Annotated in this window: 17 protein-coding genes and 1 tRNA gene; 7 read left to right on the forward strand and 11 right to left on the reverse strand. The window is 41.2% G+C overall.

The annotated features are described in order from the left end of the window. Window positions 1-15 precede the first annotated feature (15 nt). The 3 genes from ID165_RS18385 to ID165_RS18395 all read right to left on the reverse strand — a co-directional run bounded on the left by ID165_RS18385 (window position 16) and on the right by ID165_RS18395 (window position 2,380). Window positions 16-1,458: a CCA tRNA nucleotidyltransferase gene (locus ID165_RS18385; protein WP_192346798.1), complete on the reverse strand. Its 1,443-nt coding sequence runs from the start codon at window positions 1,456-1,458 to the stop codon at window positions 16-18. Further along, window positions 1,455-1,925, reverse strand: a complete 471-nt coding sequence (locus tag ID165_RS18390) for a hypothetical protein (RefSeq protein ID WP_192346800.1) — start codon at window positions 1,923-1,925, stop codon at window positions 1,455-1,457. Before ID165_RS18390 ends, ID165_RS18385 begins: the two co-directional genes overlap by 4 nt. Window positions 1,926-2,038: 113 nt before the next feature. After that, the gene (locus tag ID165_RS18395) at window positions 2,039-2,380 is read right to left on the reverse strand and encodes a DUF6249 domain-containing protein (RefSeq protein WP_192346802.1); all 342 of its coding nucleotides are present in this window, start codon (window positions 2,378-2,380) and stop codon (window positions 2,039-2,041) included. 104 nt (window positions 2,381-2,484) lie between these two features. Between ID165_RS18395 and ID165_RS18400 the strand changes: the two genes are divergently transcribed. Together ID165_RS18400 and ID165_RS18405 are read left to right on the forward strand one after the other, a co-directional pair. Next, window positions 2,485-3,060 carry an RNA polymerase sigma factor gene (locus ID165_RS18400; RefSeq protein ID WP_192346804.1) on the forward strand — a complete coding sequence of 192 codons (576 nt, stop codon included), beginning with the start codon at window positions 2,485-2,487 and terminating at the stop codon, window positions 3,058-3,060. Further along, window positions 3,057-3,461: a hypothetical protein gene (locus ID165_RS18405; RefSeq protein WP_192346806.1), complete on the forward strand. Its 405-nt coding sequence runs from the start codon at window positions 3,057-3,059 to the stop codon at window positions 3,459-3,461. The genes ID165_RS18400 and ID165_RS18405 overlap by 4 nt, the downstream gene beginning before the upstream one ends. A 63-nt stretch (window positions 3,462-3,524) precedes the next feature. Here ID165_RS18405 and ID165_RS18410 read toward each other — a convergent pair whose 3' ends face one another. Continuing rightward, complete coding sequence (locus tag ID165_RS18410) at window positions 3,525-3,929, reverse strand: hypothetical protein (RefSeq protein WP_192346808.1); 405 nt, start codon at window positions 3,927-3,929, stop codon at window positions 3,525-3,527. 1,110 nt (window positions 3,930-5,039) lie between these two features. Between ID165_RS18410 and ID165_RS18415 the strand changes: the two genes are divergently transcribed. Together ID165_RS18415 and yidC are read left to right on the forward strand one after the other, a co-directional pair. Next, the gene (locus tag ID165_RS18415) at window positions 5,040-6,656 is read left to right on the forward strand and encodes a CTP synthase (protein WP_192346810.1); all 1,617 of its coding nucleotides are present in this window, start codon (window positions 5,040-5,042) and stop codon (window positions 6,654-6,656) included. A gap of 43 nt (window positions 6,657-6,699) precedes the next feature. After that, window positions 6,700-8,505 carry a membrane protein insertase YidC gene (gene yidC, locus ID165_RS18420; protein WP_192346812.1) on the forward strand — a complete coding sequence of 602 codons (1,806 nt, stop codon included), beginning with the start codon at window positions 6,700-6,702 and terminating at the stop codon, window positions 8,503-8,505. Window positions 8,506-8,587: 82 nt separating this feature from the next. Here the strand turns inward: yidC and ID165_RS18425 are convergent, their stop codons facing one another. Beyond that, a complete protein-coding gene (locus ID165_RS18425; protein ID WP_192346814.1) occupies window positions 8,588-8,830 on the reverse strand; it encodes a hypothetical protein in 243 nt (80 codons plus the stop codon). Between the two features lie 60 nt (window positions 8,831-8,890). Here ID165_RS18425 and ID165_RS18430 point away from each other — a divergent pair, with 60 nt between their 5' ends. After that, complete coding sequence (locus ID165_RS18430) at window positions 8,891-9,193, forward strand: hypothetical protein (protein ID WP_192346816.1); 303 nt, start codon at window positions 8,891-8,893, stop codon at window positions 9,191-9,193. Between the two features lie 126 nt (window positions 9,194-9,319). On the opposite strand, the gene ID165_RS18435 is transcribed toward ID165_RS18430, so the two are convergent. Then, window positions 9,320-9,393, reverse strand: a tRNA-Arg gene (locus ID165_RS18435). Window positions 9,394-9,574: 181 nt separating this feature from the next. On the opposite strand from ID165_RS18435, the gene ID165_RS18440 reads away from it, so the two are divergent. Further along, window positions 9,575-10,330 carry a porin family protein gene (locus tag ID165_RS18440; RefSeq protein WP_192346818.1) on the forward strand — a complete coding sequence of 252 codons (756 nt, stop codon included), beginning with the start codon at window positions 9,575-9,577 and terminating at the stop codon, window positions 10,328-10,330. A 48-nt stretch (window positions 10,331-10,378) separates the two neighbouring features. Here ID165_RS18440 and ID165_RS18445 read toward each other — a convergent pair whose 3' ends face one another. Next, window positions 10,379-10,999 carry a PA-phosphatase gene (locus ID165_RS18445; protein WP_192346820.1) on the reverse strand — a complete coding sequence of 207 codons (621 nt, stop codon included), beginning with the start codon at window positions 10,997-10,999 and terminating at the stop codon, window positions 10,379-10,381. After that, window positions 10,999-12,453 (reverse strand): RNA polymerase factor sigma-54, encoded by a 1,455-nt coding sequence (rpoN, locus tag ID165_RS18450; RefSeq protein WP_192346822.1) that lies wholly within the window; start codon window positions 12,451-12,453, stop codon window positions 10,999-11,001. The genes ID165_RS18445 and rpoN overlap by 1 nt, the downstream gene beginning before the upstream one ends. Before the next feature lie 176 nt (window positions 12,454-12,629). Here rpoN and asnS point away from each other — a divergent pair, with 176 nt between their 5' ends. Continuing rightward, window positions 12,630-14,081 (forward strand): asparagine--tRNA ligase, encoded by a 1,452-nt coding sequence (gene asnS, locus ID165_RS18455; RefSeq protein WP_192346824.1) that lies wholly within the window; start codon window positions 12,630-12,632, stop codon window positions 14,079-14,081. A gap of 35 nt (window positions 14,082-14,116) precedes the next feature. On the opposite strand, the gene ID165_RS18460 is transcribed toward asnS, so the two are convergent. The 3 genes from ID165_RS18460 to ID165_RS18470 form a co-directional block, all read right to left on the reverse strand. Further along, window positions 14,117-15,304, reverse strand: coding sequence for an MFS transporter (locus tag ID165_RS18460; RefSeq protein ID WP_192346826.1), 1,188 nt, complete (start codon window positions 15,302-15,304; stop codon window positions 14,117-14,119). Between the two features lie 62 nt (window positions 15,305-15,366). Beyond that, complete coding sequence (locus tag ID165_RS18465; protein ID WP_192346827.1) at window positions 15,367-16,839, reverse strand: NAD(P)H-hydrate dehydratase; 1,473 nt, start codon at window positions 16,837-16,839, stop codon at window positions 15,367-15,369. Between the two features lie 2 nt (window positions 16,840-16,841). Further along, complete coding sequence (locus ID165_RS18470; protein WP_192346829.1) at window positions 16,842-18,155, reverse strand: MFS transporter; 1,314 nt, start codon at window positions 18,153-18,155, stop codon at window positions 16,842-16,844. Window positions 18,156-18,207 lie beyond the last annotated feature (52 nt).

The following is an 18,207-nucleotide window of genomic DNA, read 5'->3' on the forward strand; positions in this document are numbered from 1 at the left end:
TGAATTTTGATTGATTTATGGATTTGGGCCTTCCGACACAGGAGACAGACCTTTTATTTTGGCAATCTCCAGCATCAACTCACGGGCCTCCTCCTGATTATTATGAATTTTGCCCTCCAATATAGCTTCTTTAATTTCTTCTTTAATATCTCCGACGATTTTTGAAGGTTCCAAACCAAAAATCCCCATGATTTCCTCTCCCGAAATTGGCGGTTGGAAGTTTCTGACCTGATCTTTCTCCTCTACTTCGATAAGCTTTTGTGTTACTTTATCGAAATTCTCCAAGTATCGCTTTACTTTTTTGTTGTTTTTAGAAGTCACATCCGCACGGCAAAGCTTCATCAGATCATCTATATCATCTCCAGCTTCGAAAAGCAACCTCCTCATGGCCGAGTCTGTCACTTCATCCTTGACCAGTGCTATTGGTCGAAGGTGCAGCTTCACCAATTTCTGTACATATTTCATACGCTCATCCATCGGAAGCTTCAGTCTTCGGAAAATTCCAGGAGTCATGCGGGCACCTTTATCTTCATGGCCATGAAATGTCCAGCCGACTTTTTTGTTGAAGCGCTTGGTAGCAGGCTTAGCTATATCGTGCAAGATCGCTGCCCACCTGAGCCACAAGTTATCACTCATCTGACAAACATTATCAAGAACCTGCAGCGTATGGTAAAAATTATCCTTGTGCGACTTGTCATCCACAGAATCCACTCCTTGTAAATCAACCATTTCAGGGAAGAACTCATGGAGTAATTTGCCCGCAAACAGTAATTTGAAACCGTAAGAAGGCTTTTTTACCTGAATAATTTTATTCAATTCCACAATCACCCGTTCACCCGATATGATCTTCAGGCGATTTGCATTCTCACTTAGTGCGTGAAAAGTATCCCCATCAATATCAAAATCAAGTTGCGCCGCAAAGCGGACCGCACGGAGCATACGGAGTGGATCATCCGAAAAGGTAATATCAGGATCCAATGGAGTTCGGATCAACTTCCTTTTGATATCACCAAGTCCATCAAAGGGATCTAATAGATCGCCGTAATTCGCCGCGTTCAGGGAGATTGCCATGGCATTGATCGTGAAATCCCTACGCTCCAGATCTTCCTGCAACGTCCCTGTCTCCACGATAGGATTACGGGAATCTGAACGATAAGATTCCTTACGGGCACCCACAAACTCCAATTCCCACTCATCCAATTTAAGCATAGCTGTGCCAAAGTTTTTAAAAACTGAGAGTGGGACATGTTCATCATATTGTCCGGCAACCTCCTTGGCAAGCTCTATTCCACTTCCTACGCAGGTAAAGTCTATATCCTTTTGCCCACTTTTCTTTCTTTTCAGAATCAAATCCCTCACATAGCCACCCACTACGTAGGTTTCCAATCCCAAATTAGCAGCAGCTTTTGCCACCTTTCCAAAAACCTCGAATTCGTCAATATGTGATTTAAAATTCATCCCTTAATAATTTTCACTTCCCCTTCAGGCCCCAAAAACATTTCTTTCGTAGTTGGGCTCAAAAGCGGAAATAAGATTGACGTATGAAACGAAGTGGCTTTCTGCGAGTCTAATTTCAACAGCACTGGCTGGGAAATCTGAAATAGCAATTTATTCCAGTTAGGCTCCAGGATAAGGCTGAACTTCAAAACCCCATCCACGATAGGTCCGTTTTTGATTATACGATTTGCAGGGCTATGATAGACAGTAGGCTTGTTGGTGTATTCTACTATATCCAACGAAACTTCCGAAAAAGGCTCGCATATCGAACGTATTTGGAATAAATCAAAAAGTAAAAACGTCCAATCCTCACCCATCTCAGGTTTCCAGAGCTCCGGCCTCATAAGGGTGACAACTTTTCCATTTCCTTCCTTCAGGTGCAAAACCCCTTTTTCCCTAAAAGCTGATACTAATTGTGCGTGATCCAAAACGTTTATTTTTTCACAAAAATAATCAGAATTTCGAGAGCAAGTTCTTTTGTCCAAAAACCAAAAAACCTTCTCCGGGAAGAGAAGGCTTTTGGCACGTATTGGAATCCGTCTTACTTGTCCTCTTTGTCAAGTTTTCTGGTCAAGAAAAAACTAAACATAAGGCCAATTCCTCCGAAAATAAAGATACAAGAGCTAAAGGCAACCTCATCTTCCATTCCGTTTTGTCTTAGCAAAGCCCCAAAAAGAATCCCTGCACCCACACCAATCGCAAGAAGTGCGATACTTAGAATAAAATGACCAAAGCTGTATTTCTTGCCCGAGTTGAAGAGCTTTGCATCTGCACCATTTTCTATAAGGGCAAGCCTCTCCTTGTTTCGGGTAGTCAAGAAAGTAAATATGACTCCGAAAATACTGGAGAAAATAATCAGTGTAACTAAGATGGTTTCTGCCATGTTCTGTTTGTTTTTTCTTCTTGGATGTAACGACTCGGCCCAAAGGTTACAACTCATTAGAAAAAACTGTAACTTTTTTTCGGGCATATGCATCCAATGTGAAAATGCGATTCAAGGAAGACCACCACTATATAGAAAAAACACTGCAAGGTAATATGAATGCTTATGGGCAATTGATCCTAAAGCATGAAAAGCACGTATTTACTCTCGCCTTACGGATTCTGAAAAACAGAGAAGAAGCCCAAGAAGCTGCTCAAGATGCATTTATGAAAGCGTTCCATGCGTTAAAAACCTTTCAGAGAAATTCTAAGTTTACCACATGGCTTTATAAAATAGCATATAATGAGGCATTGGGAAGATTAAGAAAATCAAAAAACCACGCTATCCAACTGGATGAGATCGGTGACTTGGCAAGCGATTCTGCTGACTATTTGGATGGATTGAAATCACTTCAGCTCGCAGAGAGAAAAGACCTTATTCGGCGTGGACTTGATGCTATCAAACCGGCAGAATCGGCTGTGCTTACATTATTTTATCTTGAGGAGCAAAGTATAAAAGAAATTGAAGAAATTGTGGGTTTAACAAGTTCGCACGTAAAGATCCTTTTGCATAGAGGAAGAAAAAATCTTCTGGACGCATTACGAAATATTACAAACAGTGAATTAATTCATCTGCTATGAAAAATCTACGAGAGGAAGACGAATACATCAGACAGTTCATCTCAGAACTTGGAATCGAAAAGCCATCTGTAGGCTTCCATAAATCTATATTAGAAAAGCTAAATCCAAAACAAACACTATCTACCTATAGACCTGTGGTCTCATCCTTTGCCTGGAAATTAATAAGCAGCGCTATTGTTGCCTTAGTCTTATATGTAATTCTATTCTTGCCCGGTGGGGGAGCTACTCCTTTGGCTGATCAAATCACGGGGATTTATATTCCTCAAGTAATTATTTCACTGCCAAAAATTTCTATCCCTGAACTAGACCTCTCTCCGATTGTCATCCAATCCTTGATAGTATTTATTCTGTTGGCAGGCCTATCTGCTATCACTACACTTAAAAAAATAAAAATATCTTAGCTTATCCAAACAAAATAAAAAAGGCAGCTGATCAGCTGCCTTTTTTCTGTGCATGAGACGATCTTATCCTCTCAACCAGTTGATAAAAGTCTGGTAACCCACACCGATTTCTCTAGCAAATGCCGCTTTGGTCTTCTTACCTGCAGCCTCTACTTTTTTCCACTCTTCAACAATTTTGCTTTTTTCAGCATCGCTGAATGATCTCCTTTTGGCAGCCTTGGGAGCGGCACTGTTGCCGGTTACCAAAGAAATCAATTCATTAAGTTCATTAAGGAATCTTGCATCGTTCAATGAAAGACCAGCTTCCTCCAATTTTTTTATTACCTGTGCTTTAGGATTCACCGGAGTAACAGAAATTCCTTGCTTAGCCGCATCATGCAAATCGATCTGGTTACCGTCAGCAGTAACATAAATAAAACCATCTCCTTTTTTAAGATCAGCAATAGCTTCTTTGATTAAATCTCTCATATTTTTTTTAACGTTGATAATTATTTTTTATAAACCACGTGCAATATATATAATTATTAAGTTTGAATTAATAATTAACCATAAAAAAACTTTTTTTAACAAACAAAAAGCCTATCAACTACAATTTTCTCGATTTAATAAGTACAAGAAATCTACAGCTAGAACATGAGTCAACAAATAAAAATTTTGCAAATCCATACTTCCACAGTCATTTTACACTATTTTTGCTAAAAAAAACAAGTCAAATTTCATAATTTTAATTTCATCTACAATTATTTCACTAAACACTTAAAAACGAGTTACCACTGCTGTAATATTTATCTTTAAAGGGCAGAATTCACTCAGCTACCAACCATCGCAATATGAATTTATACTAACTATAGGGAGACTTTTCATCCCCATTTATACTAAAAATGAAAAGATCTTCGTTGCTGCATCTTAGATTGTAATTACCCAGTAGCCATAAGAAAGATTACAATAAACAATCGGATCCTGAAAGTTCATTCTATGCTTTATATAAAGGTGATTTTTTTCATACGACTGTAGTTCTGTCCTCCTAACCGCTGTACTACTAGTAGTGTTAAATTATAACAAATGGAAAAATCACCACACTCTCATAACATATGGGTGTTTTATGAGCACCTTCAATTCCGTCTACCGGGAATGCACACAGCAAGCCCAATAGATCATCACTATATAGCAACCCTTTTCAGCCTGCTTTGTTTAAGTCCAAAGCAAAATTGACCACAAAAAACTCCTTATCATGCAGTTATGCATAGAGGAAATGAAACACATCCCCATGGTTAGTTTAATTGCTTGGGGCTCCATCCCTTACACTATATTATGAAGTCTGTTTATCAATCGGGACGGTTCGACAAACACACGCAATGCATACTCCACCTTGAACTCAATCGGCCTCTACAGAACTGAACTCCCCCCTTCAATCAACCATTCTATTGACACATACTGTCGTATGTATATTTCTCATTTGAGAAGAAGAAATTATAGAAAAGTCATCTATTTAATCTTCAAAAAGCCATTAATCGGGAATTTTTCCATAATTTTGAGCCCCATAAGAATCCAAACAAATTTCCATCCTCCCCCATTCTTATGGCTTCAAGCACCAAATACATCTTTATTACCGGAGGAGTCACTTCCTCTCTCGGCAAGGGCATTATTGCAGCTTCACTAGGCAAGTTGCTCCAAGCCAGGGGTTTCAAAGTGACCATCCAAAAATTTGATCCTTATCTGAATATCGATCCAGGCACTCTTAATCCCTATGAACACGGCGAATGCTATGTAACTGACGACGGAGCAGAGACAGATTTGGATTTGGGACATTATGAGCGCTTTTTGAATATCCCTACTTCTCAGGATAATAACATTACCACCGGCAGGATATATAATAATGTGATCACCAGAGAGCGAAAAGGCGAATTTTTGGGCAAAACTGTTCAAGTCATCCCCCACATTACAGACGAAATCAAAGCGAATTTTTACAAACTGGGTGAAGAGGGGAAGTATGATGTGGTGATTACCGAAATCGGCGGATGTGTAGGCGATATAGAATCCCTACCATTTATTGAGGCAGTCCGTCAAGCGAAATGGGATTTGGGAGCAAACAACTTTTTGGTGATCCACCTTACGCTGATCCCTTACCTACGCGCTGCCAAAGAGCTGAAAACCAAACCTACCCAGCACTCTGTAAAGCAATTGCTCGAAGCAGGCATACAACCTGATATTCTTGTATGCCGCACAGAACATCATTTGCCTTCCGACGTGAAGAAAAAACTTGCGCTTTTCTGCAATGTTCAATTAAACAGTGTAATTGAGGCAATGGATGCCGATTCCATCTATGATGTCCCTTTATTGATGAAAAAGGAGAAATTGGATGAGCGTGTAATGACCAAGCTAAAACTTACCTCCAAAGAAAATACTGATTTAGAAAACTGGAAAGACTTTCTCGGAAAGCTGAAAAATCCAACACAAGAGGTGACTATAGGACTGGTAGGGAAATACGTCTCACTCCCTGACTCCTATAAATCTATCATAGAGTCCTTTACCCATGCAGGTGCTTCTATTGAGTGTGATGTAAACCTTAGATTAATTTCATCTGAAGAAATCAATCCCGATAATATTGTTCAGAAACTAACCGATTTAGACGGAATTGTAGTGGCTCCGGGGTTTGGTGAGAGAGGCTTTGAAGGGAAAATAGACACGGTAAAATACGCTCGGGAAAACAACATCCCCTTCTTGGGAATATGTCTGGGCATGCAGGTGGCAGTGATAGAATATGCCAGAAACGTGCTCAATCTAAAGGATGCAAATAGTACTGAAATGGATCCCAACACCGCAAATCCAGTTATAGGATTGATGGAAGAGCAAAAAAACATTGATCAAATGGGCGGAACAATGAGATTAGGCTCATACGCTTGTGATCTCAAAAAGGGAAGCAAGGCATATCAAGCCTATGGAAAATCCAAAATCCAGGAGAGACATCGTCACCGATACGAATTTAACAACGAGTATCTGAAAGCAATGGAAGACAATGGTATGATCGCCACAGGAAAAAACCCTGAAACAGGTTTGGTAGAAATCGTTGAAATAAAAAGCCATCCTTGGTTTGTAGGAGTTCAATTCCACCCCGAATACAAAAGCACAGTACTTACCCCACAGCCCCTCTTCGTGAAATTCATACTAGCGGCAGTGGACAAAAAAATTAAATAAAACTTCCCCGAAGATTCTTCATCGGGTTTTACAATTATTCTTTATGGACAGAAATCAAGCAACTGGTTTGATTCTTTTTGCGGCGGTCATCCTGGTATACTCACTTTTCTTTGCGAGTACACCGGAGATCCCTGAAGTGGAAACAGCAACTACCACTCAAACAGAATCGATTCAATCAAATGGAATAAGCCAACAGGCAGTCACAGACACTATTGCTGAAAACGACAGCACACTGGATGTAGCTAGGCTCGCAAAATATGGCGCACTGGCAAGCATAACTGTAGGGGAAGAAGAAACCATTACCCTAGAAAACGACCTGATTCAGGTAGAAATTTCCTCCAAGGGAGCAGAAATCAGGAAGGTCGTTCTCAAAGAATACAAAAGCTGGAAAATGGAACCCCTGGAGCTCTTGAACGAGGAAAGCTCTAAAATGAGCTTCATGCTTGAAAGCAAAAATGGCCCTTTAGATCTAAATGACATTTATTTCAGCCCTTCTATAGAGAGCAGCCAAAACGATGAAGGCATACATACACAAACCCTCTTACTAAAGGCAGAGACGGAAAACGGACATATTATTCAATCGTTCACCTTAGCTGACGGGAGCTATCAAGTTCAGAAATCATTTGAAATAGATCGTTTTCAAGGTGTATTCACCGGAAGTGAATTAGCATTCAACTGGGAAGACCAGGTCATCGCTCAGGAAATGGATCTATCAGAATCCAGAAGACAGGCTAGATTAAACTATTATACTATTTCAGGATCTTTCGACAATCTAGGATCCGGTAATGATTTAGAACAAGAAACTATTGGAGAATCTGTAAAATGGGTAGGCTTCAGTCAGCGATTTTTCACGGCGGCAATTATTGCAGACACTGACTTCCAAAATGTATCGATCACCCAGAGCACTCCGACTGATAGCACTGTAGTACGCTCAATGGCCACTAGCCTATCCATTCCACTTCAGGATGGCAAAGCAGGCTTTAATTACTATTTCGGCCCTGATAAATACAAAACACTGAAGAAGGTCACAGATGGATTTGAGGATAACGTGGACATGGGTTACTTCTTTGTCAGCTGGGTAAACAAATACATCATTGTTAATCTTTTTGCCTTTCTGGAGAAATTTTTCACCAACTACGGTGTCATCATTATCATCATCGTATTCCTGATCAAACTCGCCCTTTTCCCATTGACTTACAAGTCATACATAGGAATGGCCAAAATGAGAGTAATCAAGCCGGAAATAGATGAGCTGAAAGAGAAATACGGAGACGATGCCACCAAAATGCAACAGGAGCAGATGAAGCTCTTCTCAAAATTGGGTGTAAGCCCAATCTCGGGATGTCTTCCGATGGTACTTCAGATGCCATTCTTATTTGCGATGTTCTTTTTCTTCCCAAATGCGATAGAACTCCGCCAAGAATCTTTTTTGTGGGCAACTGATCTTTCTACCTACGACACCTTTTTCAATTTGCCATTTACGATTCCTTTCTATGGATCACACGTGAGTATGTTTACTTTACTGATGACTGTGTCCCAAATTATTTATACACACTTCAATAACCAACTCACTACGGCAACAGGACCAATGAAGAATTTGGGCTACATCATGCCTGTAATGTTCATGTTCATCCTAAACTCATATCCAGCCGGTTTGAGCTTTTACTATTTTGTATCGAACATGGTGACTTTTGGTCAGCAAGCTTTGATCAAGTTGTTTGTGGATGATGATAAAATCCGGGCAAAAGTGGAAGAAAGCAAAGCGAAAAACGTAAACAAAAAGAAATCTAAGTTCCAGCAGAAACTGGAAGATGCAATGAAAGCAGCAGATAACACCCGTAAAAAATAACTTTAAAAGAGTCCCGCATCAGCTGCGGGACTCTTTTTTTTTGCCCATCCCCCCTCAGGTACATCTAATATCAAGCAACCGATTAATCACAGGAATAACTTGTATAGTCCTCTTTAAAAAGAGACCAAATCTTGCCTGCCTCATCCCGATAGGTAATCGCCTGAGTTCGTTTGCTGAATTCAATATTCCCGTTGCTTACGATACCCGTGCCATCAGCGAGCACGATAGTGCAAGGTCCTTCGATATCTTTAATATCTACCAACTTGGTATCCTCAAAAAGGCTACAGCCAGATAACAGCAGAAAAGGGATAAGGTACTTTTTCATTCTAAAAAATCCAGAGTCCGAATACATGGACTAAAATGAGTATAAATTCTTTCTAAAAAAATGTGGACTCAAAAGAAACCGGGGAAAGCAACAAAAAGTTTCATAGAAATCCATACGGCTTTTGCGTTGGAACCCACAAAAACAACTAAATCAATCGATGACTTACGCAAACTGACACTTAACCTGAATTATGCATTAGAAGATCTACTACGGCTTCAAATCGCCTCAAAATCACTCGGCATGCTTCACTTTTTGCTCTCAACTTCACCTATATATAGGACGACTGGATATTCAAAGCGACTGATTTTCCCGCAGTTTGAAGAATTTGCGAAAAGAATTGGGACAGGCTGCCACGAATCCTAATGAGGGGAGCCACCACTGGGGTAACAGCAGATTCTAAGCCTCGAAGATTAGCATGGAATGATACCGCCATCCCTGCTAAAAATGAAGTAAAAAAAGCCCAACTGAAAAGCTGGGCTTTGGGCTTTGTGACCTCGTCAAGATTCAAACTTGAAACCTCCTGAGCCGTAATCAGGTGCTCTATTCAGTTGAGCTACGAAGCCGAATTGAAATGCAAAGGTATCCAAAATTCGATTTTATCCAAACACCCACCCATAAGAAATTTATAATTTTCTAAGCTAGTCCACGTTTATCCTTAAGAATAATTAAGATCAATAAAGGGGTAAATCCTGTAGGATTTCCTATTTTTGCCCGCATTGAATGCATTTTAAGTAAACCAATTTGATGAAAAAAATATACACCCTCCTACTAGCCTTTGCTTTAATTCAAGGAGCATTTGCTCAGGACAGTCTGCAAGTCGCCAAAAAGTCAAAAACTCCTATCGGAGGAAGACCTAATATTCCCAGTGATTTGAAATTTGAATTTGGTTTCAACCAACTCAACAATAAATCCGAAGACTTGAGTATGCGTTTCTTCGCTTCACGAACATTCAATGTCTACTATCAATATCCTGTTTCCATTTTCGGTGATGCTTCCGGGTTTACTATGGATATAGGCATAGGTGTGGGAACAGACAAATATGCTTTCAAAGACGATCAAACATTGTACAATAACCCTACAGTTGGACCGGAATCAAGTAGGTTAAGAGATATTACAGATGTCTTGGGGGACGATATTTCTATTAAAAAGAATGTAGTAGCTGCCAACTACTTTGATATTCCGCTAGACTTTACCTATCATTTCAATAAAAGAAACTATTCACAAGGCTTTAATATAAGCATTGGCGGCAAAGTCGGCTACCTGTACGAATCGCACACCAAAGTAAAATACGAAGATGCTGATGGACTAAAAAGAAAAATCAAAGACTCACAGAATTATGGCTTTGAAAAATTCAGATACGGTTTATCCCTAAAGGCAGGTTCTCCCGGGTTTTATGCTTGGAGCTATTTTGGTTTGAACCAGGTCTTTAAAAAGGGGATGGGACCAAACGGCACCGAAGCTACACAAATCAACTTTGGCATTGCTGTAAACGTTTTCTAAAGAAACCATTCTTTAAAAAAATATAAACCGGGCTTAGGCTCGGTTTTTTTATGCCCAAATCCAGCCAAATCCCAGAAAGCAAAGAATAAACCCAAAAATCAGCCCCACATAAATTTCTATAGGCCTGTGGGACTCCAGGTACAATCTCACACTGCCAACCAATCCAGCCAGCACCACTGCTGCCAACAATGGATAAAGTGGCTGAAATGTAGAGAATTTGAGCCCTAAAACCACAACTGCCGCAATTAAACCACCCATTCCGGTCATATGCGCTGACATTTTCCAAAAAAAAGTAACCAGTGTCAGGATTACAATCGACAGCGTGATCACTCCCAAAATCTTCCATAAGACAGGGTCAAATTGTCGCTGCTGATACAAAAGATATACCGTAAGAATGTAATAGATACTCGTCACTGCAAAAGGAATGGCCCGATCCTTCAGTTCGGCCATATGGATGCTTTTGAGGGTTCCGCTTAATCTCAATCCAAGGACTGTGATCATCGGAATAACAAAAGTGGACAAAGCAATAAGGGAAAACAACCGGTTTTTGAACGTGTCAGGAATACTGGTTGCCTCCGGCACCACAAATAAAGCTAATCCAAAGACTAAACTCGGAATAACCAACGGCTGCAAAACAACGGAAACGACTAACGCAAAACCTCTCCGCACTACAGTTCTTTTCTAAGTCTGGCAACTGGGATTTGCAGCTGCTCACGATATTTTGCTACAGTCCTTCGAGCGATGTTATACCCCTTGGCATTTAGCATTTTGACAAGTTTATCGTCAGAGAGAGGCCTCTTTTTATCCTCAGCATCCACCATTCCCTGGAGAATATACTTCACTTCCCGATTACTTACATCCTCACCGCTATCAGTGGCAATGCCTTCCGAGAAGAAATATTTCAAAGGATACACCCCAAACTCCGTCTGAATCGCTTTGCTGTTGGCAACTCTGGATACAGTGGAAATATCCATATCGATCCTCTCGGCAATATCCTTCAAGATCATAGGACGGAGATTCGTCTCATCCCCATCTATAAAAAACTCCTTCTGATACTGCAGGATTGCTTCCATAGTTCTCAAAAGTGTATTCTGTCTCTGCTTTATCGCATCAATAAACCATTTGGCAGCATCCAACTTCTGCTTCACGAAAGAGACTGTTTCCTTTAGCTTTTTGTCTTTTTTGTCACTTTTATCATAGGCATCAAACATCTCAGAGTATGATCTGGAGATCCTCAGTTCCGGAGCATTTTTAGAGTTTAGGCTGATTTCGAATTTCCCAGCAGTATTTGTGAGTGTAAAATCCGGTATGATGTACTGTGTCCTCACCAGGCCGTCAGCCACCCCTCCCGGCTTCGGATTGAGTTTCGTAATCAAATTGACAGCTTCCTTAGTTTCTTCATCCGTAAGGTCACAGCGTTTTTGGATCTTGGAATAGTGCTTTTTGGTAAATTCGTCGAAGCAGTCCTGCATAATCTTCAGCGCATTCTGAACAGTAGGATCATCCGGATGCTCCTTGCGCTCCAGCTGAATGGTAAGACACTCCTGAAGATTTCTGGAAGCAATTCCCGCCGGATCAAAATTTTGGATCTTTCTCAAAATTTCTTCCAGCTCGTCTATATCTGTCTCTATATTTTGACTGAAAGCCAGATCATTGATGATCGCCTCCAAATCTCTGCGGATGTATCCATCGTTCTCAATACTTCCTATGAGCTGCTCCCCGATAATCTTTTCCCTATCATCTAGTCTGAGGAAGCTCAATTGGGAAACCAACTGCTCATGAAGTGAAGTCTGACTGGAAATAGGTATTTCCCGGTCTTCCTCATCTGCATTGTAGTTGCCGTCACCCTGCATTTTATAGCCTCCATACTCATCATCCAAGTAGTCGTCGATATTTACATCACGATCATCCTGCGTAGACTCCTCTTCGTAATTATCATCAAAGTCGTCATCCGCACTTTCTTTTTCTTCCGTTTTGCCTTCTTCCAGCGCAGGATTAATCTCGAGTTCTTCTTCGATTCGAGTGTCTAATTCGGCCGTCGGTACCTGCAGCAATTTGATAAATTGTATTTGCTGAGGTGAAAGCTTCTGGGAAAGTGATTGGCTAAGATTTAACTTTTGCATTCGGGATTTGGTAAAACCTGCTGTTTGGGTTCAAAAAAGGCTTTTTCTTATGAAAAAGCCTTATGCCAAAGTTAGGAAAAAGGAGCAAATTTTTGATAAAAAGCTTATTTAATCGTTTTTTTGCATTCCTTTAAATTATAAGCGGGCTCAAAAATACCGCATTAACAAATCACCAAATGGCATTTAACAAACGAGTCAAAATCAAGACCATCCTGGATACACATCCGATTGGGACAGAAGTGACGCTCATGGGCTGGATACGTACAAAGAGGGGAAACAAAAACGTTTCATTCATCGCACTAAATGACGGCTCCATCATTACCAATTACCAAGTGGTGGCCGACCCAAATCTGATTTCGGAAGAAATCCTGAAAAAATGCACCACAGGCGCATGCCTGAAAGTGACTGGAAATGTGGTAGAATCCCAAGGTGCCGGGCAGAGTTCTGAGTTAAATGCTATCACTATAGAAGTATTAGGCGAGGCTGATCCTGAGAAATATCCATTGCAGCCGAAGAAGCATTCCCTGGAATTCCTTCGGGAAAACGCACACCTTAGAATGCGAACCAATACGTTCAGCGCAGTTTTCAGAGTAAGACATGCTTTGGCTTTTGCAGTTCATAAATACTTCAACGAAAAAGGGTTTTTCTATATTCAGACACCTATCATCACAGCTTCAGATGCAGAAGGAGCCGGAGAAACATTCAAAGTAACTACACTTGACTTGAAGAACCCTCCAAAGACAAGCGAAGGAGCGATTGATTACAAGCAGGATTTCTTCGAAAGAGAAACGAACCTCACGGTATCAGGTCAATTGGAAGGAGAATTGGCGGCTATGGCACTAGCGGATATCTATACGTTTGGGCCCACTTTCCGTGCGGAGAATTCTAACACAACCCGTCACTTGGCTGAGTTCTGGATGATCGAACCGGAGATGGCATTCTACGACGCGGAAGACAATGCGGACTTGGCAGAGGATTTTCTGAAATATGTGATCCGATATGCGCTTGACAATTGCGCTGAAGATTTGGCTTTCCTAGATTCAAGACTTCAGGAGGAAGAAAAAGCAAAGCCTGCCGATCAACGAAGCGAAATGACTCTAATGGATAAGCTGAGATTTGTTGTGGACAATGATTTTGTGAGAATCACCTACACCGAGGCTATAGAGATCCTAAGAAACTCCAATCCTAACAAGAAAAAGAAATTCTCTTATTTGATTGATGCATGGGGTGCTGATTTGCAATCAGAGCACGAACGCTTTCTGGTAGAAAAACACTTCAAGAAGCCGGTAATCCTAACTGATTATCCGAAGGATATCAAGTCTTTCTATATGCGGCAAAATGATGATGGAAAGACTGTTGCCGCCATGGATATACTTTTCCCAGGTATAGGTGAAATCGTCGGTGGTTCCCAACGGGAAGAGCGAATGGATGTACTCACCAAAAGAATGGAAGAAATGAATATTCCACAGGATGAAATGTGGTGGTATTTGGACACCAGAAGATTTGGAGCTACGCCGCATGCCGGCTTCGGACTTGGCTTTGAGCGAATGGTGCTCTTCGTCACAGGAATGGGAAATATCCGGGATGTAATTGCTTTCCCGAGAACTCCCGGAAATGCGGAGTTTTAATAACGCAAAGCCTGACAGAAATGTCGGGCTTTTTTTTAGCTTACCACCTTTATCCTTCTGGCCAGCGGAATACATAGTATGCTACATGCAATTGCGATATATCCTACCACATTGTAATTGGTCAACTCTCCCGCAGCATTCTCACCGATTATTATCCCTGCCAGTAATGACGCAGCCCCAGTTGCCAATTGCTGCACCGCAGAGTTGAAACTCAGAAAGCTGCCTCTATTTTCCGGCTTTGCCGTACCCGTAACTATCGCGGCAGCCGGCACATATCTACCATTTGAAGTCACAAAAAACATCGTCGACACCATCAATACAAATGGAATCGGAGTCACGCCCAAGTGAGTAATGATTGCGATGGGAATCAGATTGAGGAGCATAAAAATCATAAAAATCTTATGCTTCCCATACTTATCTGAAAGCTTCCCAACCCACGGAGATGTGAAAATCGTAAATGCCCCGCCCGCCATATAAATATAGGTAAGTTGCAATTCAGTAAAACCGACATTTGCAACCGTGTACGGACTCAAAAATGGAATTATCATAAACTGCCCAAACATCATCATCACAGAAAGTGTAATTGCCCTCATCTGATTGGAATCACCGGTCACCCTACGGATCACTACGAGAGGGCTTGGCCTTTTTATATCATTTTTGAGATGTTCAGTAATATTCGGGATAAACTTGATAATCATGCCCAAGCTCAAAATAGATAAGCCAGTGAGAATGAAAAATGGGGTGTGCCAATCCGAGAGACTCGCAAGAAATAACCCCAGCGGAACGCCCAAAACTGAGGCAACAGAAAATGCCGCCATCACCAATCCCATCGCTCTTCCCCTTCGGGAATCCGGAATCACGTCCCCGATTATCGCCAAAATCAAAGCCGAAGTCAATCCTCCAAAAATACCTGAAATCACTCTGGCAGACAAAAGAACCGGATAACTGGGGGACAATGCGCATCCCAAGGTAGCAATCGCAAAACCAACATAAACCCACACCAATATTTTCTTACGATCAAATCGATCCAAAACAAAGGCTCCAAAGAAACTGGAAATCCCTGCACTGAAGGTATAACAAGACACCAAAAGTCCAAATTCACGAGGCGAAATAGCAAAAATCCTCATAAGTTGTGGGCCTAAGGGCATCAAAATCATGAAGTCTACCATGTGGATGAAATTAATGGCCGCAAGGGTCCAAAGCAGTAACTTCTCTTTGTTCATAATAAAAAAGGATATGCACAGAACCTCAGGGATGTTTAAAAAGTTTGTCTAGAAGTAAATAATCAGGAAATATTTAATTGAATATAAGTTTCAGGGATAGCGTCAATTATATCCCCCGCTATCAGTGATCTTCTCTTTGATACAGAGGCAATTTCTCCAGCCAATCCATGATGGTACACCCCGCAAAGCGCCGCATTTTCAGAAGAATAGCCCATTCCCAAGTAAGCTGTGATCATACCTGTAAGAACATCTCCCGACCCTCCCGTAGCCATGTATTTGTTTCCGGATGAATTAACTACCTGCCTTCCATCAGGCAAGCTAATAACCGTATTTGCTCCCTTTAGCACTAAAATCACCTCATACTCAACAGCAAACTTCTTTGCCATGTCTAATCTTTCCAAATGGTTTTCTGATGGGCGGCCGACCAACCTTCTAAATTCACCTATATGAGGAGTAAGAATAGCATTTTTTGGCAGCAGCGACAATAGATCGGGATTTCTTGCGAGGAGATTTAGCCCATCTGCATCTACTACTATCGGTCTAGTGAAATCTAGTAAAAACTGTCTAAACAACCCTACACGATTCTCTGTACCCCAGCCGGGACCTATCCCCACTGCATCGTAAAACTCAGGATTTGGAATCAACCCCCAAGAAGCCATCGCCTCAGGAACGGCAGCCTGAATAATAGACCGTTCCGAGTCTTCCATATGGCAAGTCACTAATCCCGAGCCGGTTCTCAAAGCACTCTTGGCGCATAAAACCAGTGCACCCATCTTCCCGGGACTTCCTCCAATAAGAAGTACCTTACCCATATCGCCTTTATAACTGAATCTATTGAAAACTTTGTGTAAAGGCGGTATATCCTGAGCTTCGAGAAAGAAAAAAGAAGTATCCAGCTTATCATAAGCCTGATCAAGCACTCCGATCTTCAATACCACCAACTCGCCTACAAATCCGGCATGCTCCGGAAGCAGGAGCGAAAGCTTAGGGAATTCAAAGCTGATGGTAAAATCAGCATGCACAGCCTGCTCCTTTGTGATGTCATCGGCAGGAAGGCCTGATGGCACATCTACACTTATTACTGTCCCTTGATACTCATTCAGTTTTTGGATGATTTTAACGGCATCCGATCTGAGCGGTCCACTAAGTCCAACCCCAAGAAAAGCATCAATCAAAATTCCCTTTTCAGGGAAATTCCAATCCTCAAATTCTATGATCCGAATTGATTCCGGGAGTACTTTGAAATTCAAGACTGCGTCAGAGCTCATTTCATCAACTGACTCGAAACACTTCAGTATAGAAACTAAAAAAGAATGGCCATGCAATAGCCGTGCAATAGCAAGACCATCCCCACCATTGTTCCCTTTTCCCACAGCGATTTGAACAGGAAAGTGAGCAGGAAATCCCTGATTCAGAAACCATTTGACAAAAACTTGAGATGCTGCTTCCATTAATTCGTGGCTACTTTGGCCAGCTAACTTCACATGTTGGGAATCCAGTTCTTTAACTTGACTCCCTGATAATATCTTCTGCATGACTACAAACTTTCAGTTTCTAAACCCTTTTTGGGGATAGTTACTAAAATTAGGAAACCCAAGCCAACAAGAAAAAATATCCCAAGGGAAAGCGTCGAATTCCTCATACTTCCTGTAAGCTGCTCGATAAAGCCATAAGAAAATGTTCCGAGAACAATTGCCAACTTTTCTGTCACATCATAGAAGCTAAAATAGGAAGCATGATCAGTAGTGTTTTTAGGAATCAATTTGGAGAACGTAGATCTGGACAAGGATTGTATCCCTCCCATCACCAAGCCTACCACAAATGCTAATGCGAAAAACTCATAAACGGTATAGACATAATAAGCTCCACCGCATATTCCTACCCACACAAGAACCATAATCACCAAACTTAGCTTATTGCCATACTTCTCTGATATAAAAGCAAAAAAGTAGCTGCCCGCTATCGCTACAATCTGGATAATCAAAATAGTCATGATCAACTGATCTCCAGGCAATCCAAGTTCTTTGTCCCCAAAGGTGGCAGCCAAATACATGACCGTCTGAACTCCCATGGAATAAAAGAAGAAGGATGCCAAAAAGCGATTCATCACCTTAATCCGCTTCACTTCATTCCATACTTTCAGAATCTCACGGTAGCCTTGTAATAAAAATTCCTTTTTAATGTTTTTTCCAAAAGGATTCTTGGGAAGCACCCTGAAAGGAATTTGGGAAAACCCAGCCCACCAAATCCCAGTGATCAGGAAGGAAAATCTAGCAGCCGCCCCATCATCAGGTAACAAAAACGAGGAAGGAAACTGAATCATCAGTAAGTTGACCACCAACAATATCACACTCCCGATGTAACCGAGCGCATACCCCTTTGCACTGAGCATATCATACTTGTCAGGAGTAGTGATCTCAGGTAGGTAGGCATTATAAAACACTATACTTCCTGCATAACCTACACTGGCCAGAATACTAAAACAAATACCCCATTCCAGATTACTACCGTCAAAGAAGAATAACGCAATGCAGGAAAGAGACCCCATGTAGGCAAAGAACTTCATAAACTGAAGTTTCTTTCCACCGGCATCCGCAATCCCGGAAAGAATCGGTGAGATCAACGCTATTATTAAGAAAGAAAAAGAGATCGAATAAGAATACAAAACGGTATTGACGATCTCAAAGCCTAAAAAATCAACATTGTCATCGGGTTTAAGCCCCTTTGTGACACTATTAAAGTAAACAGGAAAAATTGTTGAGGTGATGACTAAGCTATAAACAGAATTTGCCCAATCATACATAGCCCAGGCATTCTGAACCTTTTTGGCATTTCTAAGGGGTGACAACATACTATAAAAAAAGCTACCCCGAAGTATGGGGTAGCTTTACTATTTTGAGTAG

Source organism: Algoriphagus sp. Y33, from assembly GCF_014838715.1.
Taxonomy (GTDB): Bacteria; Bacteroidota; Bacteroidia; order Cytophagales; family Cyclobacteriaceae; genus Algoriphagus.